General features: G+C 44.5%; 8 protein-coding genes and 1 pseudogene. 8 read left to right on the forward strand and 1 reads right to left on the reverse strand.

Annotation, left to right across the window (positions count from 1 at the left end; translation table 11 throughout):
• The first annotated feature begins 321 nt into the window (after positions 1 to 321).
• Complete coding sequence (locus FM037_RS26595) at positions 322 to 2,289, forward strand: ORC-CDC6 family AAA ATPase (protein ID WP_144048481.1); 1,968 nt, start codon at positions 322 to 324, stop codon at positions 2,287 to 2,289.
• 1,011 nt (positions 2,290 to 3,300) lie between these two features.
• Here FM037_RS26595 and typA read toward each other — a convergent pair.
• On the reverse strand, positions 3,301 to 5,112 hold the full coding sequence (typA, locus tag FM037_RS26600; protein ID WP_144048482.1) for a translational GTPase TypA: 1,812 nt from the start codon (positions 5,110 to 5,112) through the stop codon (positions 3,301 to 3,303).
• A 375-nt stretch (positions 5,113 to 5,487) separates the two neighbouring features.
• Between typA and glnA the strand changes: the two genes are divergently transcribed.
• From glnA to glnG, 7 genes and pseudogenes are all read left to right on the forward strand, one after another.
• The gene (gene glnA / locus FM037_RS26605; RefSeq protein WP_144048483.1) at positions 5,488 to 6,897 is read left to right on the forward strand and encodes a glutamate--ammonia ligase; all 1,410 of its coding nucleotides are present in this window, start codon (positions 5,488 to 5,490) and stop codon (positions 6,895 to 6,897) included.
• Positions 6,898 to 7,112: 215 nt separating this feature from the next.
• Positions 7,113 to 9,107 (forward strand): carbohydrate-binding family V/XII, encoded by a 1,995-nt coding sequence (locus FM037_RS26610; protein ID WP_229381027.1) that lies wholly within the window; start codon positions 7,113 to 7,115, stop codon positions 9,105 to 9,107.
• A gap of 17 nt (positions 9,108 to 9,124) precedes the next feature.
• Positions 9,125 to 9,262 (forward strand): hypothetical protein, encoded by a 138-nt coding sequence (locus FM037_RS29865; RefSeq protein WP_229381028.1) that lies wholly within the window; start codon positions 9,125 to 9,127, stop codon positions 9,260 to 9,262.
• Between the two features lie 176 nt (positions 9,263 to 9,438).
• Positions 9,439 to 10,661, forward strand: a pseudogene (locus FM037_RS26615) (dicarboxylate/amino acid:cation symporter).
• Positions 10,662 to 10,866: 205 nt separating this feature from the next.
• On the forward strand, positions 10,867 to 11,412 hold the full coding sequence (locus FM037_RS26620; protein WP_144048484.1) for a DUF4124 domain-containing protein: 546 nt from the start codon (positions 10,867 to 10,869) through the stop codon (positions 11,410 to 11,412).
• Positions 11,413 to 11,532: 120 nt separating this feature from the next.
• Positions 11,533 to 12,576, forward strand: coding sequence for a nitrogen regulation protein NR(II) (gene glnL, locus FM037_RS26625; RefSeq protein ID WP_144048485.1), 1,044 nt, complete (start codon positions 11,533 to 11,535; stop codon positions 12,574 to 12,576).
• 70 nt (positions 12,577 to 12,646) lie between these two features.
• Entirely contained in the window at positions 12,647 to 14,056 is a 1,410-nt protein-coding gene (gene glnG / locus FM037_RS26630; protein WP_144048486.1) for a nitrogen regulation protein NR(I), read from the forward strand.
• The last annotated feature ends 419 nt before the right edge of the window (positions 14,057 to 14,475 follow it).

Consider the following 14,475-nt stretch of genomic DNA (forward strand, 5'->3'; position numbering starts at 1 on the left):
CTACGATCCCGTTGTTATCCCTGAAGCCCTCGCTCTCACTTACACCTAGTTATCTATCTCTTCGATTAGCTTTATTTCTAACGAATATACCCCAAATCTCATTCATCCAGATTAACCATAGAAAGCTAATGAGTCGTGTAAGAAACTAGACCTAAATCAAGTTATTTTCCTAAAACTACTTATGACCTCAAAATTACAGCCATATAAGAGCTTAATTATAGAAAAACACAGTCGGACACACCTTAAATTTCAATGATTTAAGTTTACTTATATCATTACCAAAGTTAATGTGTTTTGAGTATCTGAATTCAGGAGCAAAGTTTGAAATCATTGAGTGAAATACTGGTAACTATGCCGAAACGTGCAGAAAGGAAGCCTGACGACTATTTAGTTAAGTCGTTTGTACATGTAGGTTCTGTTTTTGCACTATTTTCATGCCTTGAAAATCAAATCATATACGGTAGGCGTGGCACGGGTAAAACACACCTTCTTAAATACCTGAAAAACGACGTGCAGAGTCAAGGTGGAATAACTCTAGAACTAGATATGAGAACAATGGGGTCCACTGGTGGTATGTATTCAGACTCTCAACTCAGTTTAAGTGAAAGAGCATCCCGCTTGCTTTCAGATACGCTCTGCGAGATTAGAGAGCAAATCCTTGATACTTGCTACGAATATGATCAATGCGACCTATCCGAGTTAGCACCGCTTTTGGATTGCTTTGTTGAAGAGGCGACTAACATGAGTGTTGATGGCCAGTTTGAAAGAGAAGTAAATAAGAGAAATTCTTTTGCCTCTGAGACGTCACACAATCTAACAGCTTCAATCGCAAAACAAGCAAATTTATCAGTAAGACGTCAGAACTTAAAAAAAGAAAGTGACTCAGATTCATTAACCACAAAAGAAACTGGCAGAAAGATTCTTCGGATGCATTTTGGGTCCCTAGCCAAAATGCTAAAACGCATAGTACAAAAACTTCCCCAAAACAGGCTTTTAATACTCATAGACGAGTGGAGTGAAGTTCCTTTAGAGCTACAACCTTACCTTGCTGACATGCTTAGGCGAATAGTATTTGCCATACCGACCATAACAGTAAAAATTGCAGCTATACCTCATCGCTCAAATTTCAGAATTTGCAGCGCTAATGGTGGATTTATAGGCTTAGAAATCACTTCTGATGCATCGACTTCAATAAACTTAGATCAGTTCATGGTGTTTGATAGCGATAGTGATAAATCCGTAAATTTCTTTAAAAACTTAATATATAAACATGTAAAAGCAGCAGATAAAGGCAACATTGTTCCTGATGAAATTGAATCATTTATATCTCAAATATTCACAAATAAGCCAGCTCTAGAAGAATTTGTTAGAGCAAGTGAAGGCGTTCCTAGAGATGCTATTCATATTATTTCTCAAGCATCACTTAATCAAAACGGCCAGAAGATAGGAGTAAAAACTATCCGAAACGCTGCTAGGTATTGGTATACAACCTCAAAGAGCAAAGATATCAACTCTCGAAAAGAGGCAGTGCAGTTACTTGAGTGGATAGTCAATATTGTAATTGGGCACAAGAAGACAAGAGCATTTCTTGTTCAAAGCGATGTTAATGATAACCTTATAGATTTTCTCTTTGATTCCCGTGTTATCCATCTAATCAAACAAGGCGTTTCGGTTAAATCGATTCAGAGTCAGAAATTCAACTTGTACTCGTTAGATTATGGCTGTTATGCACACTTAATTAACACAAAAGAAGAGCCTAAGGGATTGTTATGTGATGATGCCAACTACATTTTAGTTCCCAAAATAGACAACATCTATAATCGAAGTTCTATCTTGGATTTAGAGCGTTACTACAATGCAGGTTTATTGCCCCTAGTGGAGCATACTGATGAAATTGTTCTGCCTAGACAGTTTTATTCTGAGAATACAACTATTCTAGATTTTGATGATGAAATTTTTAACTCGTTCCCCCGATACCTCGAAGCCCAAAAGATTAAAGGGACTGTATTTATCCCTATCATTTTCGCAGGATTGATTATTCGGAAGAAGCAAAGGCAAAAGTGGAGTAGTGGTAGTGAAATTACACATTCAATCAATACTTATATTGTGTCACATAAAGATAACGCCAAAATTCCGAATAATATTTCTAGGGCACTGAGAAGTGAATTGTTGTTGAGTGAAGGTTGGCTCGTCAGAAATTCTACATGGGATTCACCCGTTTTTAGTTTATCTGACAATTGGGAAGAACACTGGGTCTATTACTTTAAGTGCCCACCACCACAGCTTTGAAATATATGATAAATTCAACAACTTAGCTCATACAAGGTTATTAATTCTGAACTTACTATCTTTATCTCCTATCCCAAGACCTTGTTTGATGGTCTATATTGCCAAATCGGAGAGATAGGGATATCGAACTGGCTCTTAAACATGGAGGTTGTTTGATGTCGCAGAGCCCACAGGGACAGTGCTTGAGTGATATTCCAGTTCGTTCGTCATCCTTGCCTCTCGTTCATAGGCTCATGGCTACGCCATATTCACCGTATCGCATAAGTCTGCTGCAAGTAATAAACATCAATACTGTAATGGTATTTAGATATTCCAAAAATACCAGACTAGCCAGTTAACCCCACTGAAAAACCACGCTACCTTTAATCGAAGAGATAATTCCCCCTGTGTAGATGCGGCTGCGAGCTTCTAAAACAGGGACGTTTTGGTAGAGCCCACACGGATGTGTTCACGGCGACTCGCAGAAGTATCTGCACATTCCTCGCCGGGCAGGCGCTAGATTACAGTAAACTAATGGCCTTCAGAAAATAGCCAAATACCAAACTAGCCCAATGAACCTAATTTAAAAAGAGATTTGAAACTTGTATATCCGACAAGTTTCCCCTACTGGTGTGTCACAGAAGCGTTTGCACTTAAGGTCGTTCATTCACATCCATGTGATCACGACATTCGTACATCCTGTACAGCACCCACGGCAGGAGATAGACAACAATGAAGCCTAACTCTCCTATTAAGTAATCCAATGTCCATAAGGTTAGCCCTATGAAACTGACACTATCTGCCAGTCCGCAGATACTTATCCCCTTCTAGTACATCTGACCGCCATGGATGGTGCGAATGCCAATAAATGAATGGAACATTTATGGCCATATACAAATACCAGTACTTGTCCATCCCTGGGTACTGGCATAAATGTTCCCGACATAAAAAAGCCCTGAGCATTTGCATGCTCAGGGCTTTTCTTAAAATTCGAAACTTTATGTTTCGAAAGACGTAACTAACTCGAAAGAGTTACTTACGGTTATAACGCTTACGCTCGTTCTCAGTCAAGTAACGCTTACGAACACGAATGTTCAGCGGCGTAACTTCTACCAACTCATCATCATCGATAAACTCAAGCGCTTGCTCAAGTGTCATGTTGATAGGCGGAGTCAGTACTTGCGCCTCATCGGTACCCGATGCACGCATGTTAGTCAGCTGCTTACCTTTCAAACAGTTAACCGTTAAGTCATTTGCGCGGGCATGAAGACCAACAACCTGACCTTCATAAACTTCTGCGGCGTGACCGATAAATAGACGACCACGAGCTTGAAGGTTAAACAGGGCGAAGGTCAGTGCCTTACCGGTAGCGTTAGAGATCAATACGCCACGAGCACGCTGACCGATATCACCACCTTTCACAGGGCCGTAATGGTCGAATGAATGGTAGATAAGGCCGGAACCAGAAGTCGCTGTCATGAAATCAGTTTGGAAACCAATTAAGCCACGGCTTGGGATAACGAAGTCGATACGTACGCGACCCTTACCGTCTAACTGCATGTCTTTCATGTCAGCTTTACGGATACCAAGCTTCTCGATAACAGAACCTTGATGCTGCTCTTCAATGTCAACCGTCAAGTTTTCGAATGGCTCACACATCTCGCCATCGATCTCTTTAACGATAACTTCTGGGCGAGAAACGGCTAGCTCGTAACCTTCACGACGCATGTTTTCGATCAAGATTGACAGGTGAAGCTCACCACGACCAGAAACGCGGAAACGATCCGGGCTTTCAGTCTCTTCCACACGTAGCGCTACGTTGTGTACTAGTTCCTGCTGCAGACGCTCAAGGATGTTACGTGAAGTCACGTACTTACCTTCTTTACCGGCGAACGGAGAGGTGTTGACCTGGAAGGTCATAGTCAGAGTTGGCTCATCTACAGACAGAGGAGGCAATGCCTCTACGTTAGTAGTTGCACAAACTGTGTCAGAAATTAGTAGCTGGCCCAGACCTGTGATGGCAACGATGTCACCGGCATCACCGACTTCAACTTCGTTACGATCGAGACCCATGTAACCAAGAACCTTGCCAACTTTACCGTTACGCTTAGTGCCATCGGCGCTAATGATAGTAACTTGTTGGTTAGTCTTGATACTACCACGCTTGATGCGACCAATACCGATAACACCTACATAAGAGTTGTAATCGATTTGCGAGATCTGCATCTGCAGATCGCCTTCTCCATCAGCATCTGGTGAAGAAACTTTCTCGACGATAGTCTCGAACAATGGCGTCATGTCGCCTTCAGTGATATCAGGATCCAGACCTGCAAAACCGTTCAATGCAGAAGCATAAACGATTGGGAAGTCTAACTGCTCATCGGTAGCACCTAAGTTGTCGAACAGGTCGAAAACTTGGTCGATAACCCAATCAGGACGCGCGCCAGGACGGTCAATTTTGTTGATAACAACAATAGGCTTAAGGCCTAGGGCGAAAGCTTTCTTAGTCACGAAGCGAGTCTGTGGCATTGGACCGTCGACTGCGTCGACAAGAAGCAATACTGAATCAACCATAGAAAGAACGCGCTCAACTTCACCACCGAAATCGGCGTGACCTGGAGTATCCACGATGTTGATACGGTAATCATTCCACTTGATGGCAGTGTTCTTTGCAAGAATCGTGATTCCACGTTCCTTTTCAAGATCGTTTGAATCCATCACCCGCTCAGTGGCTTCTCCTCGGGTCTCAAGGGTTCCAGACTGCGCCAGCAACTTATCTACCAAGGTGGTTTTACCATGGTCGACGTGTGCAATAATGGCGATGTTACGTAAATTCTCTAACACTGATAAACCTCTTACCATCTATATATAGTGGGATATTTGAAACAGCCTTAATAATAGCTGTTGCAATAAAAAACGTGTCATTCTACTCTAGCCGAGGGCTCTCGCACAGGATTATTTTTTAGTCAGCTATGAATAATATGTTTTGTCTGTCTTCGCACCATCATGGTGATCGCACCAAGATCGACCACTCAGCGCACCATTATAGTGCAACCTTTCATTTCTGCGAGCAGTCTATCGTTTCTGTTCTCTTAAAAATCATAATCTTACGCTTTTGGCACGAGTCTCGCTTATTAAAAGTCAGAATCGCATAAGAAGCGCTAATAGAAGTTTAGAATTAAATAAGGGCTTACCCTTTACCCTACTCGGAGACTTAGAATGTCAGCTGAATCAGTTTTACAACAACTCGAAGAATTAGAAGTTAAGTTTGTTGATCTACGCTTTACCGATACCCGCGGTAAAGAGCAGCACGTCTCAATCCCTTCGCATCAGGTCGATGCAGACTTTTTTGAAGACGGCAAGATGTTCGATGGTTCATCTATTAATGGTTGGAAGGGAATCAACGAATCAGACATGGTCTTGATGCCAGACCCTGAAAGCTTCGTATTGGATCCTTTCACAGCCGAGACGACAGCCAACATTCGTTGTGACATCCTTAACCCAGGCACTATGACTGGTTATAACCGTGACCCACGCTCTATCGCCAAGAAAGCCGAAGAGTACCTGCGTTCTACCGGTATAGCAGATACAGTCTTGCTTGGCCCAGAGCCAGAATTCTTCCTGTTTGATGACGTTAAATATGGCGCCGATATGTCAGGTTGTTTCTACAAGGTTGATGCCGAAGAAGCAGCCTGGAACTCAGGTACTAGCTATGAAGGCGGTAACACGGGTCACCGTCCAAGCGTTAAAGGTGGTTACTTCCCAGTAGCACCAGTCGACTCTTCACAAGACATACGTTCAGCCATGTGTCTGGTTCTCGAAGAGATGGGTCAGGTCGTAGAAGCACATCACCACGAGGTGGCAACAGCTGGTCAAAACGAGATCGCGACTCGCTTCAACACGCTAACGCTCAAGGCCGATGAAGTTCAGGTACTTAAATATGTCGTTCATAACGTGGCTCACTCTTATGGTAAGACGGCCACCTTTATGCCTAAGCCTATCGTTGGCGACAATGGTAGCGGTATGCACGTCCATATCTCGCTGGCCAAAGATGGCACCAACCTATTCGCCGGTGACAAATACGGCGGATTGAGCGAGATGGCAATCTACTTTATCGGTGGAGTTATCAAGCATGCTCGCGCCATCAACGCCTTCTCCAACCCGGCCACCAACTCGTACAAGCGTCTGATCCCACATTTCGAAGCGCCTGTAATGCTGGCATACTCTGCGGCTAACCGCAGCGCTTCGATTCGTATACCTTTGGTTCCAAGCCCTAAGGGGCGTCGTATCGAACTAAGATTCGGTGATCCAATGGCTAACCCATATTTGGCATTCTCGGCTATGCTGATGGCTGGTCTGGATGGCATTCAGAACAAGATCCATCCAGGTGAAGCCATGGACAAAGATCTATATGACCTACCACCTGAAGAGGCTGCTGAAATTCCAACAGTGGCAACTTCACTTGAGAATGCACTCGAGTGTCTGGACGCGGATCGTGAATTCCTGACTCGCGGCGAAGTATTCAGCAACGATTTCATCGATTCATATATCACGCTGAAATCTGAAGATGTTGAGCGCGTTAATCAGACAACTCACCCTGTCGAATTCGAGCTTTACTACAGCTTATAATCTCAATGGTATATCCATAGCTGCTCGTTAATCAGCTAGTATTTAGAGGCCCTGAACATCTTGTTTAGGGCCTTTTTCTTGCCACGAGTTTCATTTTATAATCACACCACCTGCCGTTCACGAGAGTAATACTAACTAGCTAGAAACAATAAAAATCGCTTCTAAATCGAGCAATTATGTTAGCTTATGATAAGTATCAGATAGAAGGAACTGTCATGCCTGCAAAAATATCAGTTTATTTACGCGTTATCTTCGCCGCTATTGTCCTCCTCTCAATAGGGACACTCAATGTCAGCGCCAACACCATAAAATGGCCTCAGGAGGTAACAGCAAAAGAAGGCACTATTGTTGTTTATCAACCTCAGCCCGAATCTCTTTCCGGTAATATTCTCCAGGGGCGAGCGGCGATGTCACTCGAGCTTATCGACAGAGAAGATCCCATATTTGGTGCATTTTGGTTTAATGCACGTATTGATACCGATAATAACAGCACGACAGTCAGAAACGTAAGAGTCACCCGAGTGAGGTGGCCAGATTCGACACAAGCTGATGAACAAAGGTTTACCCAAGTCGTAGAGAAAGCGTTGGCTGCAAGCAGCTTCGAGATATCCATGGACCGACTATCCGCCAGTCTTGCCAATGCCAAACAAGAAAAGAAAAGCCTACAAGCGATTAAAAATGATGCCCCCAATATTATTTTCCGTCAGCAACTTAGTGTTTTACTGTCATATGATGGTCGTCCTCAATTTAGGGAGATAGAAAACAGTCCCTATGAGCGAGCATTAAATACGCCTTTCGCTGTTGCTCGCAATACTAAGACTAACAAGGTTTATCTCAGCAGTGGGACATTCTGGTATGTCGCGGATAACCCTATGGGACCATGGCAGATGACCGACTATCCGCCAGCAGATCTGGTGAAGATGATACCCACATCCGATCAGACAAGCTCTATGGCTGGCGATGCTCCAGCTGTGATAGCAGTCGATGAACCCAGCGAGTTAGTGGCAACCGACGGAAAGCCTGAGTGGAAGAGTCTAACTCAAGGCAAACTACTTTATGTGAGTAATACTGAGACGGCATGGATAAGAGAAACAGCGACTGGTGACATGTATCTGCTTCTCTCCGGGCGCTGGTTTAAAGCGAAAAAAGAAGCGGGCCCCTGGACCTTTGTCCGCGCCGATAAGCTGCCTGCTAGTTTTAATGACATTCCGCCAGAGTCTGATATAGGCGGCTTAAGAGTATCCGTTGCCGGCACATCGGAAGCCGATCAGGCTATGCTCGATGCACAAATCCCACAAACAGCGGCCATTAAACGTAGCGAGGCTAAGCTGAGCGTTACCTATGATGGTGAGCCTAAGTTCGAATCAATTCCTGGAACCCAAGTAGCTTATGCCGTTAACACTGGCACTCAGGTTTTGAAGATTAATGGCCAATATTACGCGGTCGACAACGGGGTTTGGTTCACCGCCAGCTCGGCAAATGGCCCATGGAAAGTCGCGGATAAAGTCCCCACGGAAGAGTTAGCCAAGATCCCACCAAGCTCGCCAGTCTACAACACCACCTATGTAGAAATATATGATTCCACGCCTGAGGTGGTTTACGTGGGATACACTCCTGGATATATGTGGTCCTACCCATACTACGGTGTGCCCGTCTACGGCACTGGCTGGTATTACCCACCTTACTGGGGCCGATACTACTACCCTCGTCCACCCACTTGGGGGCTACATGTTGGCTACAACCCATGGACTGGATGGAATGTCGGCGTCAGTTGGAGTAATGGATTCTTCAGTGTAGGTGTAGGCTGGGGTAACCACTACTATCCAGGTCGTTGTTGCGGCGGTTACTATGGTGGTGGCTATCGTCGACCTGTGGTGATTAACACTGGCGATATCAATATTGGTAATAGCATTAGCATAGGTAACCGAACCAACATCTCCAATAAGCTGGTTAAAAATAACAATATTTCAGGCAATCGAGTGAGTAAGAACAGCCTCTATAATCGCCCGGAGAACCGAAAGCGTAATGCCGATCCTGTTAAGCTCAATAATCAGTTTAAGCAAGCGACTCATAATGCTAATCGTGCCAATAATGTCTTTGCCGACAAGAATGGCAACCTTGCTCGAGATGACAAGGGCAATGGCAGAGCCGTGACAGAGGCAGTTGGACTCCCACGCCTGAGGTGCGTCAGAAAATCGATACTGGTTTAAATAATCGCAATATAAATATGCCTACGACTATGCCAGCCAGACCGAATAATGTCAGTCAGCAGATGAATAATCGCAATTTAGATCGTGAAGGACTAAATCGTTCTCGCAATGCCCGTCAGCACGGCGTGATGAGAGAAGGCAGGAGAGGACGTTAGTGAGTCCAAAGCTGACAATGAGTTAGACTAAAGCAGGCCTGTGATCTTACAGGCCTGTTTTTTGTTAATACGGCACTTAGGCTGATAAGTTGACACTTTGATGCAGCTTATTATAGTTTGGAGCCTCTAAGTCATGGTAAGTCTGTGATCTGACATAAAATTAATGGATCTATTGTATGTGGCAAAAACTCGAACCCTATCGCTCGTCCATCATTTTACTTTCAGCTCTAGTTATCGGTGGTTGTGTCGGAGTCTTCGCCCCGAGTTTGCCCTTAAACTCAAACCTATAGGGCAAGTTTTCCTTAACTTGCTGTTTATGATAATTGTGCCACTCGTCGCCATCAGCGTGACCTCATCAATTGCGCGCATGACAGATTTAAAAAAGCTCGGCGTTATCCTAATCACTATATTGCTGGTATCGATTGTGATGGCAATTATTCCCGCTCTGTCCATAGTAGGGCTAGCACTGGCTTTTGACCCTTCTCAAGGTGTCATATTGGACCTTCATCAGAGCGTCGAAACGGGTTCAGACAGCATGGACTTTGTTGGACTGCTTACCACTAATGATTTTGTCGGCTTATTATCAAAATCGAATATTTTAGCTCTCATTATTATGTCTGTGATTTCGGGTATTGCCATAGGTCAATCGGGTGAAGATGGGGTAAGAGTCTCCCGTATGCTCGACAGCCTTAATACTGTCATCATGAAGATAGTTTCCATTCTGATGGTAGCGGCCCCTGTGGGCTTAGGCGCCTACTTTGCCTCGACTATGGCGAGTCAGGATGCACATCTACTCAGTACCTTCGCCCGCGCTATAGGCTTATTTTTTATCGCTGCAGTTACCTATTTTACCTTAGGCTCCACTTTCTATGCCTGGCTTGGTGGTGGAGTTAAGGGGGTTAGGCAATTCTGGAAACATGCTATCGAACCTTCGGTAACCGCCTTAGGCACCAGTTCTTCTCTTGCCACCCTACCGGTCAATATCCGTGCTGCGGGTAAGATGGGGATCAGAGAAGAAATTGCCGATATATGTTTGCCGCTACTCGTCAATTTAAATAAGGGCGGCGCCTCGATGACAACCGCACTTAAGATCGTCTTCATCTATTCACTTCTAGGCTTAGAATTTACCCCGGATGTATTTGCCATCACGATTTTGATTTCAGTGCTGTCAGCCTTCGTTATAGGTGGCGTGCCCGGTGGCGCATTTTTGGGTGAGATCTTTATTGTCACCACACTTGGCTTGCCTATTGAGGTCATTCCTATCCTAGTGATAATCGGCGCCGTTACCGATGCTCCAGCGACCTTAATCAACGTGATCCATGACCTTAATGCGACACAGATCATCGAGCGCATAAATGGTAAGCGATACGAAGACAAGTCGATTGAAAGTACACAATAGCGATCAATTTTACTTCATTAGGATCATATCGGCTTCAAAAGAACTCCCACTGCGAGATACTTCATCGACATAACTAAGCTAGTCATTTCGATGAAGTATCCATGGTAAATCTTGAATCTCTTACTCTGAAAAAATTTACTCATGATTTTTGCCTGAAAAAAAGCTAATCTTGAAGAGCATACAAATATGTAACAAAGGAACTTCTATGCGCTTATCTCTTACCATTTCCCTGCTATTTTTTACCCTATTCGCCCAAGCCACTGTGTATAAGTGGGTCGATAAAGACGGCAAGATACATTATTCGGATAAACCCATCGAAAACTCTGAAGCCGTCGAGTTTAAGAGTAATACTCAAAACCAGATCAAGTTGCAGATGCCTAAGGCTAACGCTTCAGCTAGCAATGACGATCCCGAATCGTTAACTCAGTATAATTTGAGTATCGCCTCTCCAGCCGAAGAGGAAACCATTCGGGATAACGAAGGCAAGATCACCATCATGGCTAGAATTTCCCCGGATTTGGATACCAAACATGTATTGGTACTTCTAATGGATGGGGTTGTTGTTGGCACTCCACAAACCAGCCCTATATTTAGCCTCAAAGATATCGACAGAGGCGAGCATAGCTTTGTTATCAAGGCTGTTGCACAAAACGGCAAACAACTTGCATCAACACCTCCAAGAAAGATATACCTTCACAGAGCTATCATTAGTCGCCAGGGAACACCAACGCCTTTTGGCGGTGTAAACTAGAAAAGGCATTTATTTTAGATAGTTAGTCATAATCTAGATATAAAACACTCAGTGAAGGGTATTGCACGGCGCACCAAAATGGTGCACTGTGATGGTGCATCGAATTTGCTGGGAGCTCTAATGGATCTGAAACACCTGTTCAATAACCTTGTTACCGCAGTCATGGTCATAGATGTAGATCTTAGGTTATGTTATGCCAATGCTGCAGCCGAGCAGTTATTAGGCGTCAGCAGCCATCGCTTAACTGAGCATTCTCTTGCAGATAACTTTCAAGTCTTAGGCGTAAGTACACAAATACTCAGTAATGCAATCAGGGATAATCAGGGGTTAACCGTCAACACTGCACCTCTAGTGACACTTGATAATCAACATCATACTGTGGATATAACCTTAACCCCATTAGAAGATGAGCAAGGTTTAGGCCTGCTCGAATTGAGACAGGTAGATCAGCAACGCCGAATTCATCAGCAATTGACTCTCGACGCGCAGCAACAGGCAGCACAATATCTAGTGCGTAATTTGGCGCACGAAATAAAAAATCCATTAGGTGGACTTAGGGGGGCGGCCCAACTGCTTTCTCGTGAACTACATGACCCCGAACTAAATGAGTTCACCGACATGATTATCGAGCAAGCCGATAGATTAAGAAATCTCGTCGATCGCTTGCTTGGGCCGCAGAAGCCCACCCAACATACACTGCATAATATTCATGAAGTAATTCAAAAAGTGCTTAAACTTGTCACCATGGCACTGCCGGAAAACATTCAATTCAAGCAAGACTACGACCCCTCAATTCCAGATATAAATATGGATCCGGAGCAACTTCAACAAGCTGTGCTTAATATTATGCAAAATGCGGTTCAGGCCTTGGAAGGTATTGATGGCAATATAACCATAAAGACACGCACCCAACACCAAGTCACTATTGGCACCCAGAGGCATAAAATCGTGATTGCCTTGTCTATAATCGATAATGGCCCAGGCATCAAACCTGAGCTCATGGATACCTTGTTTTATCCTATGGTAACAGGCAGAGCTCAAGGCTCAGGCTTAGGTTTGTCCATATCCCATAACTTTGCCAGATTGCATGGTGGAAGAATCGACTGTGATTCGAAGCCTGGAGAAACCGAGTTTACAATTTTACTGCCAATAAAAACCACATAAAAGACAGCGGTAAAAAGATGACAAGAAGCACAACACCAATAAAAATTGAAGAGCATCACGGGAGAGCAGTATGACGGAGCAAGTTTGGGTACTCGATGACGACAGCTCTATTCGTTGGGTCGTAGAAAGAGCATTGAAAGGGGCAAAGATCTCTTCGGCAAGCTTTGCCGCGGCTGAGTCTCTATGGGAAGCACTGGAACTGTCACAACCTAAGGTGATCATTTCAGATATACGCATGCCTGGCACGGATGGACTCACTCTATTAGAGAGGCTTCAAGCTCACTATCCTAATATTCCAGTCATCATAATGACTGCTCATTCTGACCTGGATAGTGCGGTGAGTGCATATCAAGCTGGTGCCTTCGAATATTTACCTAAACCATTCGATATCGATGAAGCCGTAACCTTAGTCGAACGAGCATTAACTCACTCTACAGACCAAACTATAAATACGGTAGAAGAGATACAAGTTAAAGCCCCTGAAATTATTGGTGAAGCACCAGCTATGCAGGAGGTATTTCGTGCGATAGGTCGTTTATCACGATCTTCTATTAGCGTACTCATCAACGGACAGTCAGGCACAGGTAAAGAGCTAGTCGCCAGCGCACTGCACAAACACAGTCCACGAAAAGATAAACCCTTTATTGCCATCAATATGGCTGCCATCCCCAAAGATCTGATCGAATCTGAACTCTTTGGCCATGAGAAGGGCGCCTTTACCGGTGCAGCAGGAGTCAGACAGGGCAGATTCGAACAGGCTAATGGTGGCACACTCTTTCTCGATGAAATTGGTGACATGCCTCTGGATGTTCAAACCCGATTACTCAGAGTGTTAGCAGATGGTCAGTTCTATCGTGTCGGCGGCCACTCACCAGTACAAGTCGATGTGAGAATAATAGCCGCTACCCATCAAGATTTAGAGCTGTTAGTACAAAAGGGAGGTTTCAGAGAAGATCTCTATCATAGGCTAAATGTGATTAAGGTCCACCTTCCCCCATTGTCACAACGAAGGGAAGACATCCCTCAACTCGCCAGACATTTTCTTTCATCGGCCGCTAAAGAGATAGCAGTCGAACCTAAGATCCTGACTGCAGAAACAGCCGAAAAACTCTCAGAACTACCTTGGCCGGGTAATGTCCGCCAACTTGAAAATACTTGTCGTTGGCTCATGGTTATGGCATCGGGACAAGAGATACTACCTCAAGATCTTCCTCCCGAACTGCTTAAGGAGCAAAACCAAGCCAAAAATCAATCATCGGGAGATCCAGCGAATTGGCAAGAGTCATTAAAACTTTGGATTGATGAACGACTCAGTGCAGGTGAAAATAATCTCCTCACCGAAGTACAACCCGCATTCGAGCGCATATTACTGGAAACGGCGCTGGCCCACACCAATGGTCATAAACAGGAAGCCGCCAAGCGACTCGGCTGGGGACGTAACACCCTCACCCGCAAGCTAAAAGAACTCTCGATGGATTAACGACTTCCTTCCAAAAAAACACTCAAGCCTACAAATAAATGTAGGCTTTTTTATGCCTAGAGCTTAGGGAAGAAACTGGTTCTTTGAATCCAGAGTATTTGGCTCTCGTAGATGTCTGGACTATTGCCCGGTTTCGAAGTGCTTTATTGATACCACTATTGCCTGGAAATGACCTACGACCCACATGGATGTGGGAAGTGTCACTTATACACGACTGAAAGGATTCAGGAGGTAGAGTAACGCATGGAGCAGTTACCGAGGAGCATATCAGTGACCTCGCATAGTCCACAAAGTTGACACATGGGGGTGAAATTCAGGTGTTCTGGATGCGCAGGAACAAAAAGCGGAGGCGCATTATTGATACCACTACCGCCTAGAAATGACCTACCTCACATGGGGGGAGACAGTGTGCTTAATGT

The organism is Shewanella psychropiezotolerans, assembly GCF_007197555.1.
Taxonomy (GTDB): Bacteria; Pseudomonadota; Gammaproteobacteria; order Enterobacterales; family Shewanellaceae; genus Shewanella; species Shewanella psychropiezotolerans.